At 73.4% G+C, this 22256-nt stretch carries 20 protein-coding genes; 5 read left to right on the top strand and 15 right to left on the bottom strand.

Annotated features, from left to right (window positions below; translation table 11 throughout):
• Positions 1-5: 5 nt before the first annotated feature.
• The gene (locus AC067A_RS33925; protein ID WP_479246988.1) at positions 6-554 is read right to left on the bottom strand and encodes an FHA domain-containing protein; all 549 of its coding nucleotides are present in this window, start codon (positions 552-554) and stop codon (positions 6-8) included.
• A 135-nt stretch (positions 555-689) separates the two neighbouring features.
• Between AC067A_RS33925 and AC067A_RS33920 the strand changes: the two genes are divergently transcribed.
• Positions 690-1697 (top strand): GNAT family N-acetyltransferase, encoded by a 1008-nt coding sequence (locus AC067A_RS33920; RefSeq protein ID WP_479246987.1) that lies wholly within the window; start codon positions 690-692, stop codon positions 1695-1697.
• Between the two features lie 61 nt (positions 1698-1758).
• Positions 1759-3510 carry a malto-oligosyltrehalose trehalohydrolase gene (treZ, locus tag AC067A_RS33915; RefSeq protein WP_479247030.1) on the top strand — a complete coding sequence of 584 codons (1752 nt, stop codon included), beginning with the start codon at positions 1759-1761 and terminating at the stop codon, positions 3508-3510.
• 54 nt (positions 3511-3564) lie between these two features.
• On the opposite strand, the gene AC067A_RS33910 is transcribed toward treZ, so the two are convergent.
• The 4 genes from AC067A_RS33910 to AC067A_RS33895 form a co-directional block, all read right to left on the bottom strand.
• Positions 3565-4707 (bottom strand): aminopeptidase P family protein, encoded by a 1143-nt coding sequence (locus AC067A_RS33910; RefSeq protein WP_479246985.1) that lies wholly within the window; start codon positions 4705-4707, stop codon positions 3565-3567.
• Positions 4708-4782: 75 nt separating this feature from the next.
• The gene (locus tag AC067A_RS33905; protein ID WP_479246983.1) at positions 4783-5742 is read right to left on the bottom strand and encodes a DUF1444 domain-containing protein; all 960 of its coding nucleotides are present in this window, start codon (positions 5740-5742) and stop codon (positions 4783-4785) included.
• A 49-nt stretch (positions 5743-5791) separates the two neighbouring features.
• A complete protein-coding gene (locus AC067A_RS33900) occupies positions 5792-6673 on the bottom strand; it encodes a LysR family transcriptional regulator (protein WP_479246981.1) in 882 nt (293 codons plus the stop codon).
• Positions 6674-6685: 12 nt separating this feature from the next.
• Positions 6686-7210: a tetratricopeptide repeat protein gene (locus AC067A_RS33895; RefSeq protein ID WP_479246980.1), complete on the bottom strand. Its 525-nt coding sequence runs from the start codon at positions 7208-7210 to the stop codon at positions 6686-6688.
• Between the two features lie 95 nt (positions 7211-7305).
• Between AC067A_RS33895 and AC067A_RS33890 the strand changes: the two genes are divergently transcribed.
• A complete protein-coding gene (locus tag AC067A_RS33890) occupies positions 7306-8049 on the top strand; it encodes a CTP synthase C-terminal region-related (seleno)protein (protein ID WP_479246978.1) in 744 nt (247 codons plus the stop codon).
• Here AC067A_RS33890 and AC067A_RS33885 read toward each other — a convergent pair.
• On the bottom strand, positions 8046-8681 hold the full coding sequence (locus AC067A_RS33885; RefSeq protein ID WP_479246977.1) for a nucleoside/nucleotide kinase family protein: 636 nt from the start codon (positions 8679-8681) through the stop codon (positions 8046-8048). The genes AC067A_RS33890 and AC067A_RS33885 overlap by 4 nt on opposite strands.
• A 178-nt stretch (positions 8682-8859) precedes the next feature.
• Here AC067A_RS33885 and AC067A_RS33880 point away from each other — a divergent pair, with 178 nt between their 5' ends.
• Positions 8860-9267 carry a VOC family protein gene (locus tag AC067A_RS33880; RefSeq protein WP_479246976.1) on the top strand — a complete coding sequence of 136 codons (408 nt, stop codon included), beginning with the start codon at positions 8860-8862 and terminating at the stop codon, positions 9265-9267.
• A 273-nt stretch (positions 9268-9540) separates the two neighbouring features.
• The gene (fusA, locus tag AC067A_RS33875) at positions 9541-11547 is read left to right on the top strand and encodes an elongation factor G (protein WP_479246974.1); all 2007 of its coding nucleotides are present in this window, start codon (positions 9541-9543) and stop codon (positions 11545-11547) included.
• A 160-nt stretch (positions 11548-11707) separates the two neighbouring features.
• On the opposite strand, the gene AC067A_RS33870 is transcribed toward fusA, so the two are convergent.
• From AC067A_RS33870 to AC067A_RS33830, 9 genes are all read right to left on the bottom strand, one after another.
• The gene (locus AC067A_RS33870) at positions 11708-12931 is read right to left on the bottom strand and encodes an ATP-grasp domain-containing protein (protein ID WP_479246972.1); all 1224 of its coding nucleotides are present in this window, start codon (positions 12929-12931) and stop codon (positions 11708-11710) included.
• A 117-nt stretch (positions 12932-13048) separates the two neighbouring features.
• Positions 13049-14308 carry an MFS transporter gene (locus tag AC067A_RS33865; protein WP_479246970.1) on the bottom strand — a complete coding sequence of 420 codons (1260 nt, stop codon included), beginning with the start codon at positions 14306-14308 and terminating at the stop codon, positions 13049-13051.
• A complete protein-coding gene (locus AC067A_RS33860; RefSeq protein WP_479246968.1) occupies positions 14305-15510 on the bottom strand; it encodes an ATP-grasp domain-containing protein in 1206 nt (401 codons plus the stop codon). Before AC067A_RS33860 ends, AC067A_RS33865 begins: the two co-directional genes overlap by 4 nt.
• 50 nt (positions 15511-15560) lie before the next feature.
• Positions 15561-16517 (bottom strand): cupin-like domain-containing protein, encoded by a 957-nt coding sequence (locus AC067A_RS33855; RefSeq protein WP_479246967.1) that lies wholly within the window; start codon positions 16515-16517, stop codon positions 15561-15563.
• A gap of 5 nt (positions 16518-16522) precedes the next feature.
• Positions 16523-17281, bottom strand: coding sequence for an alpha/beta hydrolase (locus AC067A_RS33850; RefSeq protein WP_479246966.1), 759 nt, complete (start codon positions 17279-17281; stop codon positions 16523-16525).
• A gap of 53 nt (positions 17282-17334) precedes the next feature.
• Entirely contained in the window at positions 17335-17931 is a 597-nt protein-coding gene (locus AC067A_RS33845) for a GNAT family N-acetyltransferase (protein ID WP_479246965.1), read from the bottom strand.
• The gene (locus AC067A_RS33840) at positions 17931-19577 is read right to left on the bottom strand and encodes an AMP-binding protein (RefSeq protein ID WP_479246963.1); all 1647 of its coding nucleotides are present in this window, start codon (positions 19575-19577) and stop codon (positions 17931-17933) included. The genes AC067A_RS33845 and AC067A_RS33840 overlap by 1 nt, the downstream gene beginning before the upstream one ends.
• A gap of 48 nt (positions 19578-19625) precedes the next feature.
• Positions 19626-21392, bottom strand: a complete 1767-nt coding sequence (locus AC067A_RS33835; protein WP_479246962.1) for a hypothetical protein — start codon at positions 21390-21392, stop codon at positions 19626-19628.
• Between the two features lie 81 nt (positions 21393-21473).
• Positions 21474-22214 carry a hypothetical protein gene (locus AC067A_RS33830; RefSeq protein WP_479246960.1) on the bottom strand — a complete coding sequence of 247 codons (741 nt, stop codon included), beginning with the start codon at positions 22212-22214 and terminating at the stop codon, positions 21474-21476.
• Positions 22215-22256 lie beyond the last annotated feature (42 nt).

The raw sequence follows: 22256 nt of genomic DNA, 5'->3' as shown, positions 1-22256 counted from the left end.
CCGGCTCAGTCGTGGGACAGGCGGAAGCTCATCTGACCGAAGCCGACCACGTCGCCCGGGCGGACGACGACGGCGCCGGTGACCCGGCGGCCGTTGACCGTGGTGCCGTTCGTGGAGCCGAGGTCCCGCAGCACCCACATCCCGCCCTGGAGGGAGAGTTCGGCGTGCAGCCGGGAGGCGGTCTCGTGGCTGAGCCGCAGCCCGTTGACCGGGTCTCGGCCGATCCGCAGCGGGTGCGGACCCGGGCGGGGCATCAGCAGTTTGGGCAGCCGCTCCGCGTGCCAGGCACGGCCCAGCCGGGCCGTGAAGGCGGACATCCGCTCGACCGCGCCCACCACCCGCCGCGTCCAGGTGCCCTCGGTCCGCAGGTCGGCGGTGAGCAGGTGGAGCTCGTCCGGACGGCGGGCCTGGAGCGCGCGCTCCATCCGGAAGACGAAGGTGTCGTGCGAGATGCGGCCCTGCGCGGCTCCCTCGCGGAGCAGCACCAGCGCGCGGTCCCGCTCGGCGTCGGTCAGCCGAGGGGAGTTCGCCGGAAGCTCGAAAGGGGTGGTCACACACGTGATTGTCCGTCCGCCGGGCCCGCAGTGTCCAGAAGGGCCCCCGGCCCGGGAATCCCGTACCGGCCGGCCCGGGGCCACTGCTACGGTCCGCTGTCTCCAGACCACGGATTCCCAGGGGGAACACCCGACGTGACCACGCCTTCCACTTCTTCTCCGTCCGCCGCTCCGTCCGGGCGCGACCTCGTGATACGTCCGCTCGCCGGGCCCGGGGAACTCGACCTGTTCCTCCGCCTCGCCTACTCGCTCGACCACGAGCTCGCCGACGACCTCGCCACCGGCCGCCGCCTGCCGGAGTGGATGTGGGTCGCGCTCGACGGCGACCGGCTGCTCGGCCGGCTCTCCTGGTGGACCGGCACGGCCGGTTCCGCACCGCAGGCGCTCGACTTCCTCGACCTCGACCCCGGGCTGTCGCCGCAGGAGCGCGCCGAGGTGGGCCTGCGGCTCCTGGAGACCGCCGCGGCCGTCGTGATCCCGGCCGGCACGCGTCCCCCCGAGTTCTCGCGGTACATGCCGGCGGACTGGCGGGACGTGCCGGAGACCCGCTCCGTCCTGGAGTCGGTCTTCGGGGTCCTGGAGAGCACCGGGGCCCGCCCCCTGGTCGAGCGGCTGCGGCTGGAGTGGCTGCCGGGCACCCCCGTACCGGAGCCGTCGGGGCGCCTGGAGTTCCGTCCGGTGCGGGACCGCGAGGACCTGGTGTCCCTGATGACGCCGGTGATGGAGGGCACGCTCGACGCGCACGGGAAGGCCGACCTGGCGTCCGGCATGTCGCCGCGGGAGGCGGCGGAGCTGCACTACGACGAGGAGTTCGCGCACTACTCCTCGCCGCGCGCGTGGTGGCGGGTGGCCCGGCTGCCGGGGGGCGGCGAGCCCGTCGGCTTCGTCGTCCCGGCGCGCAACAACTACCACCACACGATCGCGTACATCGGCGTGCTGCCCGCCCACCGGGGCCACGGCCACGTCGACGACATCCTGGCGGAGGGCACCCGGGTCCTGGCCGCCGAGGGCGTCCCCCGCGTCCGGGCCGCGACGGACCTGGGGAACGTGCCGATGGCGGCGGCGTTCGCCCGGACGGGTTATGTCACGTTCGAGCGCGCGATCAACTACGTGTGGGACGTGCCGGGCGCGTCGGGGTCCTGACTGCCAGGATGGACGCGGTAGTCATGCGGTGAGTGGCTGGTCCGTCGACGAGGGGATTCCCGTGCTCTTCGAGGTGTGGGCGCCGAGCGCCCGTGACCGGGTGGTGCTGGCGTTGAACGGCACCGACCACCCGTTGGAGAGGGACACCGGGCGGGACGGCTGGTGGACCGGTACCGTCCCCGCCGAGGACGGCGACCGGTACGGCTTCGCCCTCGACCACCGGCCCGTGCTGCCCGACCCGCGCTCGCGCCGGCTCCCCGACGGACCGGACGGCCTGAGCGCGGTCGTCGACCACTCCGCGTACACCTGGCGCCACGAGTCGCCCCGCCTCAGGCTGCGCGGCTCCGTCCTGTACGAGCTGCACGTCGGCACCTTCACCCCGGAGGGGACCCTGGACGCGGCGGCCGCGCGCCTCGGGGAGCTCGCGGGCCTCGGCGTCACCCATGTGGAGCTGATGCCGCTGTGCCCGTTCCCCGGGGTGCGGGGCTGGGGGTACGACGGGGTGGCGCCGTGGGCCGTGCACGAGCCGTACGGCGGTCCCGGGGCGCTGAAGCGGTTCGTCGACACGGCGCACGGGCTCGGCATGGGCGTGGTGCTCGACGTGGTCCACAACCACCTGGGCCCCTCGGGGAACCATCTGCCTTCCTTCGGGCCGTACTTCACGGAGACCCACCACACGCCGTGGGGCGCGGCCGTGAACCTCGACGCGCCGGGTTCGGACGAGGTCCGCGCGTACTTCCTGGGCAGCGCGCTCGCCTGGCTGCGGGACTACCGGATCGACGGGTTGCGGCTGGACGCCGTGCACGCGCTCGCCGACACGAGCGCCCTCACGTTCCTGGAGGAACTGTCTTCCGCCGTCGACGAGTTGGCGAAGGAGCAGGGCCGCCAGCACTTCCTGATCGCCGAGTCCGACCTCGCGGACCCGCGGATGACGACGCCGCGCACGCTCGGCGGTCTCGGCGTCCACGCCCAGTGGAACGACGACTTCCACCATGCGCTGCACACCGCGCTGACCGGTGAGTCCCAGGGCTACTACGGCGACTTCGCGCGGGCCCCGATGGCGGCGCTCGCGAAGACGCTCACCCATGTCTTCTTCCACGACGGCACCTACTCCTCGTTCCGGGGCCGCCGCCACGGCCGGCCGGTGGACCGCGAGCGCACTCCCGCCCACCGCTTCCTCGGCTACTCCCAGACCCACGACCAGATCGGCAACCGGGCCCTGGGCGACCGCCTTTCGGCGTCCCTCTCCCCCGGCCTGCTGGCCTGCGCGGCGACCCTGGTCCTCACCGGGCCGTCCGTGCCGATGCTGTTCATGGGCGAGGAGTGGGGGGCGACGACGCCCTGGCAGTACTTCACCGACCACACCGACCCGGAGCTCGCCGAGGCCGTACGGCGCGGCAGGCGGAGGGAGTTCGCGGCGCACGGCTGGGCCGAGAACGACGTACCGGATCCCCAGGAGGCCGCCACCCGCGACCGCTCCGTGCTGGACCGCGCCGAACGCGAACGCGACCCCCACCGGCGGCTCCTCGCCTGGCACCGCGAACTGATCGCGCTGCGCCGCACCCACCCGGACCTCACCGATCCCGACCTGGCGGGCGTCAAGGTCGCCTTCGACGAGGAGGCCCGCTGGCTGGTGTTCCGCCGCGGCGACCTGCGGGTGGCGGTCAACCTCGGCAAGGAGCCCGCCGCCATCCCGCTCGGCACCAACGGCCGCGACCGGGTCCTCGCCTCCTGGGATCCGATCGACGCGCCGGGCGCGGACGGTCTGCTGCGCCTGCCCGGCGAGTCCGCGATCGTCCTCACGGACGGCTGACCGGGCCGTCAGGGGGCGACCGGGCCCGGCCCGACCGGCAGGGCGCCCCCGGGGCTACTCGACGATCGCCATCTCGTGCGGGGTGTTGTTGAAGCGGCGGCCGGCGCCGTCGTCCGTGGCCGTGACGATGTCCTCGATGCGGACGCCGAAGCGGCCCGGGAGGTAGACGCCGGGTTCGATGGAGAAGCACATGCCGGGGACGATGGGGAGTTCCTCGCCCTCGATCATGTACGGGGGTTCGTGGGTGGTGACGCCGATGCCGTGGCCGGTGCGGTGGATGAAGTACTCGCCGTAGCCGGCGTCCGTGATGACCTTGCGGGCGGCGCGGTCGACGTCCTGGCAGGCGACGCCGGGGCGGACGGCCTCGAAGCCGGCCTGCTGGGCCTCGCGTACGAGGTCGTGGACGCGCCGCTCCTCGTCGGTGGGTTCGCCGACGTGGACCGTACGGGTGGTGTCGGAGCCGTAGCCGTGCTTGAGGCCGCCGAAGTCCAGGACGACCATGTCGCCGCGCTCGATGACCCGGTCGCCGGCCTCGTGGTGCGGGTTGGCGCCGTTGGGCCCGGAGCCGACGACGGTGAAGTCGACCTGCGAGTGCCCGAACTCCATGAGCAGCCGGGCGAGGTCGGCGGCGACCTCGGTCTCCCGGCGGCCGGCGAAGCGGACCCCCAGGATCTCGCCGTACGCCTGGTCTGCGGCGGCCCCCGCGGCGGCGATCCGGGCCAGCTCGTGCGCGTCCTTGACGCCGCGGAGCATCGGCAGCGCCTCGGTGAGGGAGACGTACGTGGTGCCGGGCAGGGCCCGCTGGAGTCCGAGGAGGTGCATGGCCCAGGCGTTGTCGCTGACGCCGAAGCGGCCGTCGGCGTCGAGGAGCGGGGCGGTGACGGCGTAGGGGTCCTTGCCGTCGGTCCAGTCGCGCAGGGTGAGCGCGGCGGCCCCGGTGGCCCGCTCCGCGTCGGGCGCCTCCAGGGTGGGGACGACGAGGACCGGGTCCTGTCCGGCGGAGAGGACGAGGACGGTGAGCCGCTCGGTGACGGCGGTGGGCTGGTAGCCGGTCAGGTAGACCAGGTCGGGGCCCGGGGCGACGAGCACCCCGGCGAGCCCGGCGTCGGCGGCGGACTCGGCGGCTCGGGCCATCCGCGCCCGGTAGTCGTCCGCGGTGAAGGGCACGACCTCGTCGGGGGCGTGGCTGCTCGGCATGGGGCTTCTCCTCGGCGTCCTCGTCCGATGCGTCGTACAGCATCCTGCCGGGCACCGGCACGGGCCGCGACCGGATCAGCGGCGGTCCGGGCCCTGGGCGATGAGCCGCTCCAGGAGTTCGTGGAAGTCGTCGCCGACGACGATCCGCAGGTCGCCCTCCTCCGCGTCGTGCTCGCTGAGCTGGGTGAGCGTGCCGTCGCGCCACCAGAAGACGTACGGGCTGATGGCGCCGGGCACGTCCTCGTACCCGGCGGCGGCGAAGGAGGCCATCGCGCCGAGGGCCGGGATGATCGAGGTGTCCCGGATGGGGTGGAAGGCGAGCTGGTGCCGGAACGGCAGGGCGACGAGGGCGCCGTGCTCGCCGAGCGGCAGGCCGGTGACGCGCCGGACGACGCCGTCGAGGTCGAGGACGCGGCTCGCGGTGTAGAAGGAGTCGCCGAGAATGATCTCGAAGCACATGCCGTCGGCGTCGCGGACGGTCTCGTGCTCCTCGACGGGAAGCCCGCGCAGGTTCCGCAGGGCCCGGTCGCGGAGCTGGGCGTGGTCGCCGAGCCGTTCGAGCGCCTCGTCGGTGAGCATCATGACGCTCTCCGGGAGGTCGAGGGCGAGGATCTCGTAGAGCCCGGGGGCGACGGTCCTGGCGTAGCCGAAGGCTCCGGCGTCGATGCCGTCGCCGCTGACGACCCGGGGGTAGAGCTGGGCGCGGATCTGCTCGGGCGGCAGGGTGTCGAGGGCGGACGGGCCGTCCATGGCGCGGACGACGAGGCCGATGTGCCGGTGGATCATGCCGGGCCAGACGCGCGGGCCGCGGCGGTCCTGGTGGCAGACGGCGGCGAGGTTTCCAAGACCGAACCGCCGACCCTTGTCGTCGACGACGTGGTCGGCGTAGACCGTGACCTCCAGGCCGAGCTCGGCGAAGGTCTCACGGACCCGGCCCCGGAAGACCGCGGCCTCGCGCTGGGAGAAGTACGCGAACCCGGGGTCCCTCGGTGCGTCGTCGCCGTCCCGCCTGGGTCCTCGTCGCAGCCACCCCACGCCCGCCCGCCTTCCGTCGCCGTTGCGCACAGGGTAGCGAGTGCGGGTGTCAGCTCCTGAGCCGTCGGCTGAACTCGGCCACGGGTCCGGCCGCTTCGCGCCGGGTGCCGGCCGCGAGCAGGAGTTCGGTGCGGTGCACGAGCCGGGGTGCGACGAGCGGGACGGCCGCGGCGCCGGGGACCCCGCCGGCCACGGGGAGGGGCAGCAGCGCGAGGCCGTGGCCGGCGGCGGCCAGCGCGGCGAGGGTGCGGGTGTCGGTGCCCTCGTAGCGCAGGGCGGTGCGGAAGCCCCGGCCCGCGGGGCCGCCGTGGACGGCCCGCAGCTCGCCGAGGGGGACTCCGGCGGCGGGGGCGTCGAGCCACCGGGCGTCCACGAGGTCGTCGAGGCGGACCCCGGCGCGTCCGGCGAGCGGATGGGTCGCGGGCAGGACGACCGCGAGCGGTTCCTCGGCGACGCCCGTCGCGGCGAGCGGCGCGATGTCGGGCAGCCGCAGGGGGTCGCTGGGTGCGGCGATCCCGTCGACGAGCCCGGCGTCGGCCTCGCCGGTGGCGACGGCGGCGGGCACCCGGTCGCGGGGCAGTGCGCGCAGGGTGACGCCGGTGGCGGGGAGCGCGGCGAGGGTACGGGGGTGCAGGGCGAGCGGGGACGCGGCGACGGTCAGGGTCGCGCGGGGCGCGGCCGCGAACCGGTCGAGGTCGGCGCGGGCCGCGTCGAGGCGGAGCAGCAGCGCCCCGGCGTGTTCGAGGAGCCGCTCGCCCGCCGGGGTGGGCGCGACGGGCCGCCGGGTGAGCAGCGGCAGTCCGAGGTCGGCCTCCAGGGCGGCGACGTGCTGGGAGACGGCGGACTGGGTGTAGCCGAGTTCGCGCGCCGCGTCGGAGAAGGAGGCGAGCCGTGCGACGGCGACGTACGTGCGGAGCAGGTGCGGGTCCATGGGGGGCGCGGCTCAGGACCCGTCGGGGGCGGTGAGCAGGGCGCGGGCGTAGTGGGCGAGGGAGCGGTTGTAGCGGGGCAGCAGCGGGGCGAGGGCGCCGAGGGCGAGGGAGGCGGCCTCGCGGTCACGGCCGGTGTCGGCGAGGGCGAGCGCGAGGAACGCGTCGACGGCTCCGGCGAGGGCGGCCTCGTCGGCGTCGAGCCGGCCGGCGGGGATCGCCCGCTCGGCGGTGAGCAGTTCGACGCTGCGGTCGGGCCGGCCGAGGTTGCGCAGGCTGCTGGCGAGCTGGATGACGGCCCGGCGGCGGCGCAGCCCGGTGAGACCGCGGTCGAGCGCGCGCCGGTAGAGCACGACCGCCTCCTCGGGCAGACCGGTGGAGTCGTGGGCCGCGCCCTGCTCGAAGAGCGCGGCCGCGTCGTCCTCGGGCCGCTCGGCGGCGAGCTCGGCGACCCGGGCCCGGAACGCGGCGGGTTCGTGGTCGTCGAGCCGCTCCCAGAGCGCGGCGACGCGGCGCTCCCAGTCCTGATCGTTCGTCATGCGGCCAGCCTATCCAGCCGGGCATAAGCATTCGTGATGCCCGGTGCAGGAATCATCGTTGGACGTGAACCCCGGGCGCCGCCCAGCATGAGCGCATGACCACGAACCCCCCGCTCCCCGCGTCCCACACCCCCCGGATCGCCCTGGTCGGCGACCGTTCCCCGCACTTCAGGTCGCACGTCCGGATCCCCGTCCTCCTCGACGCCCTCGCCGAGCGCGACGGCCTCGCCCTCGACGCCTACTGGATCCCGACCGGGGACGCGGAGGCCCCGGGCGCGGTGAAGGGCTTCGACGCGGTGTGGGTGCTGCCGGGAAGCCCGTACGCCAGCGAGGCGGGGGCGCTCGCCGCGATCCGTACCGCCCGCGAGGACCGCGTCCCCTTCCTCGGCACCTGCGGCGGCTTCCAGCACGCCCTCCTGGAGTACGCCCGGAACGTCTGCGGCCTGGAGCGCGCCGCGCACGCCGAGAACGACCCGGCGGCGGACCCCGGCGACCTCCTCATCGCCCCGCTCTCCTGCTCCCTGGTCGGCCACGAGGGTCCGGTACGCGTCACCCCGGGCTCGCTCGCCGAGCGGGCCCTCGGCGCGGAGCGCACCACCGAGCGCTATCACTGCGGCTACGGCCCCGACAGCCGTCACCTCGACACCCTCCGCGCCCACGGCCTGCGGTTCACGGGCGCCGACGAGGAGGGCCGCGTCCGCGTCGCGGAACTCCCCTCGCACCCCTTCTTCCTCGCCACCCTCTTCCAGCCCGAGCTCGCCGGCGACGGCACCCGCCCGCACCCCCTGATCCGGGCCCTGGCCGTCGCGGCGACGGAGCACGCGGGAAGCACCCCCTAGCTCATGGTCACGACGAGGTGGGCGCGGTCCCGGCCGCGGGCCACCAGGCGGGCGTTGGCCTCGTCGGAGTCGTGGACCCAGCGCTCGGCGCGGTCCCGGTCCTTGCCGAAGCGGACATGGCGCTCGATCAGCCGGGGGACTCGGCGGCGGGCGTCCAGGTCGAGGTACCAGGCCTCGTCGAGAAGGGGCAGGACGGCGGCCCAGGGCCCTTCGTCGTGCAGGAGGTAGTTGCCCTCGGTGATCACCAGCGGCACGTCGGGCGGCACCGCGATCGACCCGGCGACCGGCTCCTCCAGGGCGCGGTCGAAGGCCGGGGCGTAGACGGTGGTGCCGGGCACGGGCGGCCGGAGGCGGGCGAGGAGCGCGGTGTACCCGGCGGCGTCGAAGGTGTCCGGCGCGCCCTTCCTGCCCGCCCTGCCGAGGCGTGCCAGCTCGGCCTGCGCCAGGTGGAAGCCGTCCATCGGGACGAGCACCGCGAGCCCGTCGAGACGCGCGACGAGCCGTCCGGCGAGCGTGGACTTCCCGGCACCGGGCGCACCGGCCAGGCCGAGGACACGACGACCGCCGGGCTCGGCGAGGGCCCGCGCGCGGGCCACGAGCCGGTCGAACCCCTGTGCGTCCATGCGGGGCATTGTCGCACCGCGCGCCCGGCTGCGGCAGCGCCCGGCCCGCCCCCGCAAGACCTCCGGACCCTCTCCCGCGCCCCTCCCCCGACCCTCCATCCGACCCTCGATACGCCGAGGGTCCGGCCGGCCGCGACGCGGGTCGACTCGGATAGTTCCCACCGGTTCCGCGTATTACGTTGGGGTAATGCCGTCCATCGCACTTGTGACCCTCGTCGTCCGCGACTACGACGAGGCCCTCGCCTTCTACACCGACGCCCTCGGCTTCGACCTGGTCGAGGACACCGACCGGGGCGACGGAAGCCGCTGGGTCGTCGTCCGGCCGCCCGGTGCGGCCGGCGTCGGCGGCCTCGGCAACGCGGGCCTGCTCCTGGCCCGTGCCAAGAACGACGCCGAGTCCGCCTCGGTCGGCAACCAGACGGGCGGCCGTGTCGGCTTCTTCCTCCACACCGAGGACTTCGCCGGCGACCACGCCCGGATGACGGCCGCCGGTGTGAAGTTCCTGGAGGAACCGCGCCACGAGCCGTACGGCTCCGTCGCCGTCTTCGAGGACCTCTACGGCAACCGCTGGGACCTCCTCCAGCCGGCGGCGTAAATTCGGTGTCGCCCGCGCGGCGGCGCTCCCTACACTCGCGGCACGGCGCACCGACCGGTGGGCCGTGCCGTCACATCGACCGAGGGGAGCCGACCGTGCGTTGCCGCCCGTCCGTTCCCCGTGCCCGCCGCTTCGACGTGATCCTCGCCTCTCGTGCCGGCCGGTGGCGGCTGCGCGCCCGCCATCGCCGACCCGTGACGTACCGCTCTTCCTGAGGGACGTCCGGGAATCGCGCTGCCCCGTACTCCACGCAGCAGCGAAAGGCACGACACCGTGCGTACCACCACTTCCGGCATCCGCAACCTCGGCATCCTCGCCCACGTCGACGCCGGCAAGACCACCGTCACCGAACGCGTCCTGTACCTCACCGGCGCCACCCACAAGCGCGGCGAGGTCCACGACGGCACGACCGTCACCGACTTCGACCCGCAGGAGCGGGACCGGGGCATCACGATCTTCGCGGCGGCCGTCAGCTGCGACTGGGCGGGCCACCGGATCAACCTGATCGACACGCCCGGCCACGTCGACTTCTCCGACGAGGTCGAGCGCTCGCTGCGCGTCCTCGACGGCGCCGTCGCCGTCTTCGACGCCGTGGCGGGCGTCGAGCCGCAGAGCGAGACGGTGTGGCGGCAGGCCGACCGGCACGGCGTACCGCGCCTCGCGTTCGTCAACAAGCTGGACCGGGCGGGCGCCGAGTTCGACGCCGCCGTCGAGTCGATCAGGACGCGCCTCGGCACGGTTCCGCTCCCCGTCCAGCTCCCCATCGGACGCGAGGACGGCTTCACCGGCGTCGTGGACCTGGTCCGGACGCGGGCGTACGTGTGGGCCGACGGCGCCGACTCGTACACGGACGAGCCGGTCCCGGACGACCTCGGGGACGAGGCCCGCCACCGCAGGCGACGCCTCGAGGAGACGGTCGCGGAGCTGCATCCGGGCGCCCTGGAGGAGTTCTGCGAGCGCGGCACGCTCACCGAGGAGACGCTCACGGGCGCGCTCCGGGACCTCACCCTCTCCGGCGAGGCCGTGGTCGTCCTGTGCGGCTCGGCGTACCGCAACCGGGGCGTCGAACCGCTGCTCGACGCCGTCGTCGCGTACCTCCCGGCGCCGTCGGACATGCCTCCCGTGCGCGGCGAGGTGCCGGCGGACCCGGAGGCTCCGTTCACCGCGCTCGCGTTCAAGGTGAGTGCGACCGCCACCGGCCGCATGACCTACCTCCGCGTCTACGCGGGCACGATCGGGAAGGGGGACACCGTGCTGGACACGACCGCGGGCCGCACCGAGCGGATCGCCCGCATCCTGCGGGTCCAGGCCGACCGGGCGACGGAGCTCGACTCGGCCCGCGCCGGTGACATCGTCGCCGTCGTCGGGCCGAAGACCGCCCGCGCCGGCGCGACCCTGTGCGCCCCGGAGGCGCCGCTCGTCCTCGAACCGCCCTCGACCGCCGCACCGGTGGTCTCGGTCGCCGTCGAGGCCCGCCGCGGCACGGACACGGGCCGCCTCGCGACGGCCCTCGCCCGGCTGACGGAGGAGGACCCGTCGCTGGTCGTGCGGTCCGACCCCGAGACGGGCCAGACGGTCCTGTCCGGCCTCGGCGAACTCCACCTGGAGGTCGCGGTGGAGAAGCTGCGGCGCGACCGGGGTCTGGAGGTGACCGTCGGCCGTCCGCAGGTCGCCTACCGGGAGACGGTGACGAAGGGCGTCACCGGCCTGCTGTACCGCCACGTCAAACAGGACGGCGGCGCGGGCCAGTTCGCCCACGTCGTCATCGACGTCGAAGCGCTGGGGTCCGACGCGGACGAGGAGTTCGCGTTCCGCTCCACCGTCACGGGCGGCCGTGTCCCCCAGGAGTACGTCCGCGCGGTCGAGGCGGGCTGCCGGGACGCCCTCCTGGACGGCCCCCTCGGCGGCCACCCGGTCACGGGCGTCCGCGTCACCCTCACGGACGGCGCCACCCATCCGAAGGACTCCTCGGAGATGGCGTTCCGCACGGCGGGCCGCTTCGCCCTGCGCGAGGCGCTCCGCGCGAGTGTCATGGCCCTCCTGGAACCGGTGGCCGAGGTGACGGTCACCGTGCCCGGCGAGTCGGTCGGCTCCGTCCTCGGCGACCTCGCGGCCCGCCGCGGCCGGGTCACCGACTCCACGACCCGCTCCGGTACGGCCGTGGTCTCGGCGACCGTCCCGCTGGTCGAGCTCTTCGGCTACGCGACCCGCCTCCGCGGCCGCACCCAGGGCCGGGGGACGTTCACCACCCGGCCGGCGGGGTACGCCCCGGCCCCGTAGGACCGTCCGACGCCGTTCGGCCCGCGCCCAGGGTGCGGGCCGAACGTGCGGCGGCCCCGCTCCGCGCCGCCAGGGTGCGCATGACGCGGAACGCGTCGCCCTCGGGGCCGGCCATGACCGCCCGGTTCCGGTCCGGCCCCGGCCCCCGGCGTACGGAGGGTCAGTCGTTCGCCTCGGGCGTCCACGTGTAGCGGAAGCGGAGGGCGGCGACCGCGTCCTGGGCGTGTCGCAGGGCCTCGGCCGCGGTGGCGCCGACGGTCAGGACGGCGGCCGAGCGGTCGGAACTCTGCCGGACGGTGGTCTGCGGGCTGCCGGGTCGCTTGAGCAGGTCGACCCGGTGGACGTGCGGCAGGCGGCGGACCTCCTCCACGCCCTGGATCTCGGTGAGGGTGTTGCTCGGGGGTCCGGACGGGTCGGCGAACCAGACGGCGGCCGCGCGCGCTTCGGTGCCGGCGGCGGCCAACAGCGGGGACACGTCCTCGCCGATTGCCTGACGGGCCACCAGCTCGTGCACGTCGACGCCGGTGGCGAGCTCGACCAGGTCCATGATCGAGTCACCGCCGATCCTGTTGTGGGTCTCGATGACCCGCGGGCCGTCGGCGGTGAGCACGAGCTCGGTGTGCGAGGGACAGTCGTGGAAGCCGAGGGCGTCCAGCACCCGCTGCACGTACTCGGTGATCGCGGCCTCGGCGGCCGGGGCGAGCGGGGCGGGGACGAGGTGGCCGCGTTCGACGAAGGTCCGGGCGTCCTTGTACTTCTTGGTGATCGCGAGGATGTGGTGACGAGTGCCGGTCGAGACGGCCTCGACGCTGAACTCCTCGCCGACCAGGAACTCCTCGACGATGACACCGCGCTCCAGTTGTCCGCCGAGGCGCTGCAGGGCGGCGTCCAGGTCGTCGGCGGTGTCGATCCGGGCCACGCCGGCGCTGGCCTCGCCGTCCACCGGCTTGACGATGCAGGGAAAGCCGACCGCGGTGACCGCGGTGCGGACCGACTCGTGGTCGCGGGCGAGCCGGTGACGGCAGCCGGGGACACCGTGCCGGTCGAGGATCTCCCGGGTGCGGGACTTGTCGAGGACCCGGTCGAAGAGTTCGACGTCGACCACCGTCGGGATGCCGAGCCGGTCGGCGACGGCCCTGACGATCCGGTAGGTGTGCTCGTTGAAGGCGACCACGGCATCGAACGGGGCCGCGACGTGCAGTACTTCGGCGACGGCGACCCACAGCTCGGGGTCGGCGGCGTCGAGAACGACGGTGTGCCGGTAGGCACCGGTGGCGTCCTCGGGGCGGGCCCGGTCACGGGGCATCAGCAGGACCAGTTCGTGTCCCAGGTCGTGCAGTCGGTCGTGGCACATCCGGTTGGTGCCCACCACCAGTACTCGCATCTCGCGTCCTTCGCCTTGTGGAGCTGTTCGGTGCCGCGGGGGGCGGGAACCGGTGGAACATCAGCCGGCCGTTCACCCCGGACGGGCCGCCCCGGACGGCCCGCCCCGGACGGATCGTCAGTCGACGGCCGCCGCGGGCTTCGTGTCGCCTGCGAGCGCGCGCAGGCCGGGGCTGCTCACCCGCAGCCGTTGGGTGAGCAGCGCGGAGGCCAGGGCGAGCCCCGCGGCGAGCAGCCAGAAGTCGGCGCCGTGCCCGCCGTCACCGAGCCAACGGTAGACCGCCACACCGAGGCCGGCTCCGACGGCTTCGCCGAGGGCGTTGCCGATCGAGAAGACGCCGTAGCCGAGGGCGCGGCTCCGGTCGCCGAGCAGCCGGAGCAGCAGCACGTCCATGGTGGGGACGAACATCATCTCGCCGATGGTGAACAGCACCACGCCGACCACCGCGCCGGGGTAACCGGGGATCAGGTAGACGGTGGTGAAGGCCAGCGCGAAGGTGCTGTAGGCGGCGACCGTGGTGACGGTCTGTCGTCCCTTGGAGAGCTTCTCGGCCAGCCGGGTGACGCCGAGTTGGGCGACCACGATGAGCAGCGCGTTCAGCGTGTACAGCCAGCCGAGGCGGTCGGTGGCCCTGGTGTCGGAGGAGACGTGCAGGGCCAGCGCGTTGAAGAGCTGGCCGTAGCAGCACCAGCCGAGCAGGTTGATCAGCATGAACGAGCGCATGCCGGGCAGCGCGAGGATGTCGAGGTAGCCGCGCAGCGAGGAGTCGGGGGCGCGGACCCGGCTGTCCATCCGCAGGCGGCGGTAGTTGAGGAAGGTGGTCAGGCCGGCCAGGCAGTAGACCGCCGAGACTCCGCTGAGCACCAGGCCGTGCTGGTGGCGCTGGACGAAGAGCAGGGCCACCGGGGCGGCCAGTGCGGAGGCGACGTTGACCGCGATGTTGACCAGCGAGAACAGCCGGGCGCGGTCCCCGCTGCGGTCGCTGGCCTCGGCGGCCAGCTGCTTGCTGGCGAGGGCGTTGACCGAGACGCCCAGGCCCGCCAGCGCGAGGGTGGCGGCGGTGGCGGGCAGTCCGTCGGCGATCTTCAGTCCGGTGAAGCCGACCGCCGCGGTGAGGCAGCCGAGCAGCACCGACAGGGCCGCCGAGATCCGGTCCAGCCAACGCGCCAGCGGCACCTTGGAGACCTTGTTGGCGATGGTGAAGACCAGGATCAGGAAGCCGGTCCGCCCGCCGCTGAAGCCGGCCGCCGTCAGCGACACCGCGAGCGTGGAGAGCAGGCCGAACAGGCCCATGTTGGTCATGAAGTAGTGCAGCGTGATGGAACGGGTGCTGCTGCGGGCCGCGGAGGCAGCGTCGGCGGGGGTCGGCTCGCTCATACGGCCTGCTGCGCGGCGGGCTCGACCCGGACCAGGTCGCGGGCGGCCTCGGCCTTGGCGACCGCGTCGGCGGTGGACTCGCCCCGGCAGATCACGTAGCCCTGCCGGGCGTCCGAGGAGGCCAGGTCGGTGAGCACCCGGCCGGGCGTCAGGGTGGAGACCAGGCGGACCAGGCCGGGTGCCTGCCGGGCGTCCTCGATCCCGTGGACCTCGCCGACGGTGGTGTGCTCGAAAGCGAGGAAGCGGATCGCGGCACCCTGGGCGCGCGGGGTGCGGGCGGGCGCGGGCAGGCCGAGCAGACCGGCGAAGGTCTCACTGATCACGTCCACGCCGGTGACCAGTTCGGTCAACTCCCAGATCTGGTCTCCGCCGGCCCGGGTCTGCGCCTCGATCAGCCGGGGGCCCGCCGCGGTCACCCGCAGCTCGGTGTGGACCGGGCCGGTGCGCTGCCCGATCAGGTCGAGGAAGCGCAGCACCAGCGCGTCGATCGCCTCGCGCACGTCCGGGGCGAGCCGGGCGGGCTGCTGGTGGCCGAGCTCCACGAAGCCGGGGGCGCCGGTGGTGAGCTTTTCGGTCACCATGACGATCTCGTGCTTGCCGTCCCGGGAGAGGGACTCGACGCTGTACTCGGGCCCGTCGAGGTACTCCTCGGCGAGGACCGGCCCGTCCGTCCAGCGGGTGGTCCAGGTCCAGCGCTCGGCGACCTGACTGTCCTCGGTGACCAGGTACACGCCCTCGCTGAGGCCGCCGGCGGTGGGCTTGAGCACGATCGGTCCGCCGCCGAGGGCGGCCATGAACGCGCCGGCCTCGGCCGGATCGGTGCACACCCGGTGGCGGACCGGGCTGAGGCCGTGGCGGTCGAGCAGTTCCCGGGTGCGGGTCTTGTCCCGGGTCGCCAGGACCGCCTGAAGGTTGTCGCCGGCCACGCCGAGTTCGATCGCGCAGCGGGAGGCCGGCTCCAGGCCGTACTCGGTGAAGGACAGCACCGCGTCGAAGGGGTCGGCGGCGTGCCACTCCCGGACCACCGGCAGGATCTCCTCCCACTGCCGGTAGTCGAGCACGGCATAGTTCTCCGCGCCCGCCCGGTGGTCGGCGTCGTCCCGCTCGGGGATCTGGATCATCGAGTAACGCAGACCCAGCCGACGGGCCTTGGGCACCTCGTGCCCGGGCCCGCCGACGAACAGTACGTGTCGTCCCGTCACGGGAACCGCCTTTCCGGAACTCGACTACTCGGATTTCGGGATCCCGGGTCCTACTGGCGCAGGCGGGAGAGGTCGATGTCCATCTGGTGCGCCAGCGCCCGGCCGCGTGCCATCACCACGTCGAACAGCTCCGAGTGGGTCACCTTCAGCTCCTCGGGGTTGAGGGCGAGGGCGAGCAGCTCGCCGATCCGCTGGCGGACGTGCAGGCGCAGGTTGGCCTCGTCCAGGGCCTTGCGGCCGAGCCCGATCGAGTCGCTCAGCAGCACGATCCGGTGGAACCACCAGGCCGGCAGGTAGAGCACGTCGCCCGGCTTGAGCACGAAGCGGGTGAGCCGGGTGGCCGGCGAGTCGAGCAGGGACCGGACGTCGAGTTCGCCGTCCGGACCGGGGAGCAGCTCGGCGTCGGGGCCCATGACGTACCAGAGCTTCTCGCCGACGATCTGGGCGTGCAGCACGTCGACGGAGTACGAGTCCTGGTGCAGCCGGGTGATGCCGCCCTGCTGACCGAGCCACAGCTGGTGGTTGGTGGAGGCCGCGTCGCCGTAGAGGCTGCGCCGGAAGTCGTACTGGGCGATGTCCAGTTCGGGCATGTCCTCGGCCAGCTCCGGGGTGCTGGTCTTGTAGTACCACTCCTGGAGGTAGATCGGGGCCGCGCCGGTGCCGGCGCTCTCCTTGAGCATGGTGACGAACTCGGCGAAGGTGGCCTTCCTCGCCGCCGCACTGCTGTAGCTGTCGACCACGACGGGGACGTCACCGCAGCGCTCGGCGAGGTTGTCGAAGGTCCAGTTGCGCACCGACGGCCAGTTCGCGGCGTAACCCTCGAGGACGACCGGGCGGCCCTTGGCGCGGTACTCGGCGGCGAACTCCTCGGGGGTGAGACCGGTGCGGCGCTCGATGTCGGGCGCGCTCTCCAGTGCGTCGGCGAGCGGTCCGGACGTGAACGCCGCCTCCACCGCCCGAAGGCTGTCCAGGTCTCGCCGCTTCAGGTAGTTGGGTTCGGTCGCCATCGTGGTCAGCTCCTCTGCGGGTCGGTTGCCGGGTCGGTCGCCGGCCTGGGCGCCGGGATCGAGGGGGAGCCCGACAGCACGCGCGCGATCGTCCGCACCACGCGCTCCCGGTCGGCGGGCTCGTCGGGCAGCCGGCGGTGGACGAAGTGGTCGTAGCCCTCCAGCCAGAGGACCTCGGTCGAGCGGGCCCGCTCGGCGCTGTCCAGGTAGCCCTCGACCACGGTCCGGGCGACCACCTGGTCCTCGGCGGCGCCGATGATCAGCAGGTCGCCGTCGAACTCGGCCAGGCCCGCGTAGGCCGGCGAGTCGGGGTGGTTGCCGGGCCGGGCGAGGCTGCTGCCGTCGAAGGGCGAGTCGGCGGCGGACGCCGGGTAGGCCGCGGGGCAGAAGAACACGAGTGCGCGCGGACGCAGTTGCGGCGTCAGGGTGGCGGCCAGGTGCGCGCCCATGCTGGTGCCGATCAGCACGGGCGCACGGTCCTGGTCCAGGTGGGCGGCGGCGGCCCGGGTCTCCGCCAGCCGCCCGCGCAGGGTGGACTCACGCAGCAGTCCGGTGCTGTCCCCGTTGCCGGAGAAGTCGAAGCTGAGCCAGCCGAGGCCGGCCGGTTCCAGGTCTTCCAGCAGGTAGCGGATCCGGTGGCGGCTCGACGTCGCGCCGAGGCCGTGCAGGGCCAGCAGGGCTGGTCGCGAGCCGTCGGCCGGAGCCGTCCGGGTCGCGGCCAGCTTCTGGCCGTTGCCCTCGAAGACGAAGTCCTCGGTGTCCACGGTGTGCTCGTCCCCCTCGGTGAACTGCGGTGAGATGTCTGGCAGGAGCCGGGTCAGCCCCGGGTGAGGCCGCCGAAGCGCTCGCTGCGCACGGTGGGCCACTCGTCGCGAAGGATGCTGTAGTAGACGACGTCGCGGCGCCGGCCGCCGGGCATGTAGTTGAAGCTGCGCAGCACGCCCTCCTCGGTCGCGCCGATCCCGGCCAGCCCGCGGCGGGCCCCGGTGTTCAGCACGTCCGTCTTGAACTCCACGCGCTCGCACTCGAGCTCGCCGAAGGCGTGGTCGAGCAGGGCGAGCTTGGCGGACCGGTTGATCCCGGTGCGCCGGGCGGCCGAGCAGACCCAGGACCAGCCGATCTCGATCCGGCGGTCCGCCTTGGCCAGGTTGCCGTACGCGCTGGAGCCGACGATCCGGCCGGTGGCGTTGTCGACGATGGCGTAGACGATCCGGGTGCCGTTCAGGCTGTCCTTGACCGCGGCCTCCACGAAGCCGTCGAGGTCCTCCGGGGTGGCGATCCGGGTGACGAAGTACTCCCAGGTCTCGGGCTCGTAGACGATCCGCGAGAACTCCTCGACGTCACCGATCCGGACCCGCCGCAGCGTCACCCGGTCGTTGGACAGCACCGTGTCCGCCAGCTTCTCCCAGCCCATCATTCCTCCGACTTGTCGGTGCGCGGTCGGCCGACCGCGGCGGTCACCAGGACGGGCAGTCCGTCCTCGGTGCCGTCGTTGTACACGGTGTGCTTCCGGTACACCAGGTCGAGATCGTCGCCGTACACCCGGCCGATCTCCTTGCGTACCAGTTTGAACTGCGCGTTCAGCAGGCCGTTGTCGACGGAGAACCGCTCCCCCGCGACCACCACGCCGTAGATCCGCTGCTCGTAGCGCAGTTCGTCGTTCAGACGGCCGACCGCGGCGGCCAGCGCCTGCGGGTCGGTGTCGGCGGTGGCCGGCGAGACCACCGCGGTCAGGTACGGCTTGCCGTCGCCGAAGACCGCGCAGTCGTGGACCTCGGGCAGCTCGCGCAGCCGTTCCTCGACCGCCGGGACGAGGATGTTCAGCGCCCCGCTGAGGGTGACGATGTCGTCCACCCGGCCGTCGATGTAGAGGAAGCCGTCCTCGTCGACGTGGCCGATGTCGAAGGTCTTGACCTCGCCGGTGGGCAGGTAGGTCTTCTCGTTGACGCCCGGCCCGCACCAGGTGTAGCGGGTGTTCACCGGGTCGAGGCCGCCGACGATCAGGATGCCGTCCTGGTCGAAGCGGATCCGCTTGTGCGGCAGCACCTTGCCGACGCTGCCGACCCGGTACGCGCCGGGGTGGTTCTTGGCCACGATGCAGGTCTCGTTGAGGCCGTAGCCCTCGTAGAGCGGGACGCCGCAGTCGTTGAAGAAGTCCAGCACGGCCCGGCCGGCCGGCGCCGAGCCGGTCCACAGGTAGCGTATGCGGCCGCCGAGTGCGGCCTGCACCGCGGCCCGTCGGCCGTCCGGGTCGGCGGGCACGCCGGCTGCCTCGAGCCGGGCCTTGACCTGCTCGTAGAAGCCCGGAACGCCCATGATCACGGTCGGGCCGGTGGCCTGCGCCACCTCGATCACGTCGGCCCGGTCGGCCAGGGTCAGGTCGTGGCCGTGGGCCAGCGCCGAGTAGATCCAGTAGCGCTGCTGGAGGAAGCGCACCGGCAGGAAGACCAGCACGTTGTCGCCGTCGCGGTGATCGAACATCTCCTGGACGGCGGCGATCGACCGGTTGACGCTGGCGACCGTCACCTCGATGCCCTTGGGCACGCCGGTGGAGCCCGAGGTCTGCTTGATCGCGAAGACGTCCGCCGGATCGTACGGCCGGCGGGCCGGCAGCGACGCCGGGTCGGCCCCGGCGTCCTCGGCCCAGGCCGCCACGGTGGCGATGTCCCGGACGCCGCCCTCCTCCGGCCCGTTCTCGGCGAACAGCAGGGTGAGACCGAAGTCGGCGATCACCTGCTCGGGCCGGTAGCGGCCGGGCTCAAGGCCGGCCACCACCGCGCCGAGCTTGACCGCGGCCAGGTCGAGCAGCACCCACTCGATCCGGTTGCGGGACATGATCCCGATCCGGTCGCGGGCCTTCACCCCGGCGGCGTGCAGGTGGCAGGCCACCCGGGCCGCGCCGCGGTCCAGTTCGGCGAGGGTCAGCGAACGGATCTCGTCGCCGGCCCGGAACCTGATCCGGTGCACGCCGTCCCGGCACTCCGTCATGGCGACGGTGTTGAGCGTGTCGGGGACGGGCGCGGTGAGGTCGAGAGTGGAGCCCGCGCTCTGATCGGCCACGGTGCTGGTCCTCCTGGAGGGTGGGGAGAGGATGGGTCGGTGCTGCGGTCAGGCGGCCGGTACACCGGCCAGGTCGCCGGCGGCCAGCGCGTACGGGCGCAGCCGCTCCCAGGCCTGCGACGCGTACCAGGCCTTGTCGAAGCCGCCGACCGGGCCGACCGGCAGGGTGCCGTCCTGCAGGCCCTGGGCGAGCGTGCGCCACATCTCGTCGACCAGCGAGCAGTGCCGGACGGCGTCGACGAGCTCGGTCATGGTGAACGGGGGGCCCTCCATCCGGACCAGCCGGATGTCGTAGCAGCCCCGGTAGCCGCGGCCGAACACGCTGAACGGCGGGTGCCAGACCTGCGCGCCGGGCGCGCGGAGCGTGTGGCGCACCCGGGAGGCGACGTGGCCCCCGTGGTGGAACTCGGAGTGCTCCGCGATGTCCGGGATCTGCGGCGGGAAGAAGTAGTGCCGCTTCTCCGGGATCTCGGTCCGGTCGTACTCGCCGGGCGCGAAGTGCCAGCGGTTGTACATCATCCGCTGGGCGGCCCGCCAGATGATCGGGGTGGTCTCCTCGCCGACGTGCGCCATCCGGGTGGGGCTCGGCAGGCAGCAGCAGAAGAAGTCGTTCTTCTTCAGCGCCAGCACGCCGTCCGGTCCGCCCGGCTGCGCGCCGCGCAGCCCGTTCAGGTCGCGCACCGAGCTGCTCATGCCGTAGTCGGATTCGGTGGTCACGATCGCCGACAGCACGATCGCGCCCAGCAGTTCGCCGACCGTGCTGTGCTCCCGGCTGTCCTCCTCGGCCGCGGCGTCGGCGTCGAGGGCGACAGCGGCCACCGTCATCGCCCGCAGGTCCTCGCGGACATTGCCGCTCGGCGTGATGCCGAGATTCAACCGACCGTGCCGGGCGATGAGATCAGGCATCACCTGGGGGTCGCGCGGGAGCGGGAACTCCAGCATGTGCTCGTTCTTGACGAAGGTCAGGCCGTTGATGCGCCGGTAGCGCATCAGCTGCGAGCGGTCGACTTCGTACATCAACTCGCGTATCAGCTCCGCGAGTTCCAGCAGGGGCAGGGCAGCGGGGTTGCCGGGATCGCGCTCCAGGGCGGCGCAGTACTGGGCGTTGCGGTTGAGCAGGAACTCCCGCACTCCGGTGGCGGAGAGCTGACGTCCGTTGAACTCCTCGAACCGCACCGCCCGGCCGCTGAGGAACAGCGCGTGGGCCAGGACGACGAACAGCCGGTCGGCCGGTCGCCAGGTGTCGACCGGACATTCCCGGAGATTCGCCAGCAGGCCTTCCCTGGTCAGGGTGTTCGTTCCCGCGTCGGACTTCGAGAAGACCTCGCGGCCGATCAGGATGTACACCGTCTCGACCCGCTCGACCCAGTCGGCGAGCCGGGCCAGGCGGCCGTCGAGTTCGCCGTTCTTCTCCCACTCGCGCAGCAGCGCCTCGACCTCGGCACGGTCGGCGGCTTCCCGGGCTTCGACCACCCGGGCCTCTTCGGCCACCATGTCGAGGAGTTCCTGCGGCACCCGCAGGCCGCCGAGGCGTTCGGCACCCGCTTCGGGCAGCTCGCCGGGCCCCCAGAGGTTCAGTCCGGCCAACGGTGACCGGGTGACCGGCACCAGGCCCGGTGCGGGCGGCTCGGCGGTGGCGACGAACTCGACGTCCGACCGGCCCAGCACGTGCTGCACCAGGATCGACTCCCAGGCGGTCAGCCGGGACCAGGCGAGCCGGAGGGGTATCCGTCCGTTCCTGGTGAGTTCGGCGAGCAGTGTGGCGGTTGCCGGCGAGACGGCGGTGAGGGCGTCCCCGGAGGTCGTCGGAATCACGACCCTCCTCCCCGTGCGTGTGGTCCGACAGGCGTATCGGTGGAAGGACCGGCCGCGCTGCGGTCGGCCACGACGACGAGACTAGACAAGCGCGTGGTGCTCGAACAGGTAACTCCAGAGGTCACCATTTTCCCTGCCTTCCAGTGGAGTCGAAAGATCGGAAGGTGCACTCCTGAAGACGATCCGGTGGACTCCGGGCTCGCTCCAGTCGGCGACGCCGAGAACGAGGCTCGCCCGGCCGGAGCCGCCGGTGAGCACGGTGGAACCGGCGGCGTCCCGCTCCGCCGGGGCGGTCCGGGCGAGGCCCAGCGCCCCTTCGCAGAAGGCCGCGTAGCTTTCGAGGCGATCGGCCGGGCAGCGGATCGCCAGATGGTCGAGCCCGTGCACCGGGCCGGTCGGGTGGGCGGGTGCGCCCGGGGTGGCGGCCCAGCGCCGCCCGGCGGGCAGGGTGAGGCCGCCGTCCGGGCTCGCCGGGAGCAGGGTGTGGGAGAAGACGGCGGCTCCGGCCACGACCGCGTTGCCGTGCGCCGAGCGGCGCACGCTCGCGCCGGCCGCCAGCACGGCGCTCTGGACGGCGCCGACGGAGCGGCAGGTCAGGGCGATGTCGGCGACGCCCTCCCCGTGTTCGGACAGGAACCGCCAGGTGCCCCGGCCGGAGGTGACGACCAGTTGGACCGTGCCCTGCCGGAGCAGTACCGAACTGCGGTCCACCTCCACGCAGTCGGCGACCCGCGTGAACCCCAGCGCCGACACCAGGTGCCGGACCGCCCGGACCTTGTCCTTGGCGTATAGCTCTACGTACGCGATGTCCTCGACCGTCACGGGGTCACGGCTCCTTGCAGGCGGGGGGTGGGTCCGACGGAT

Source organism: Streptomyces sp. NPDC043176, assembly GCF_056436715.1.
This window is presented reverse-complemented; position numbering and strand designations above follow the sequence as displayed.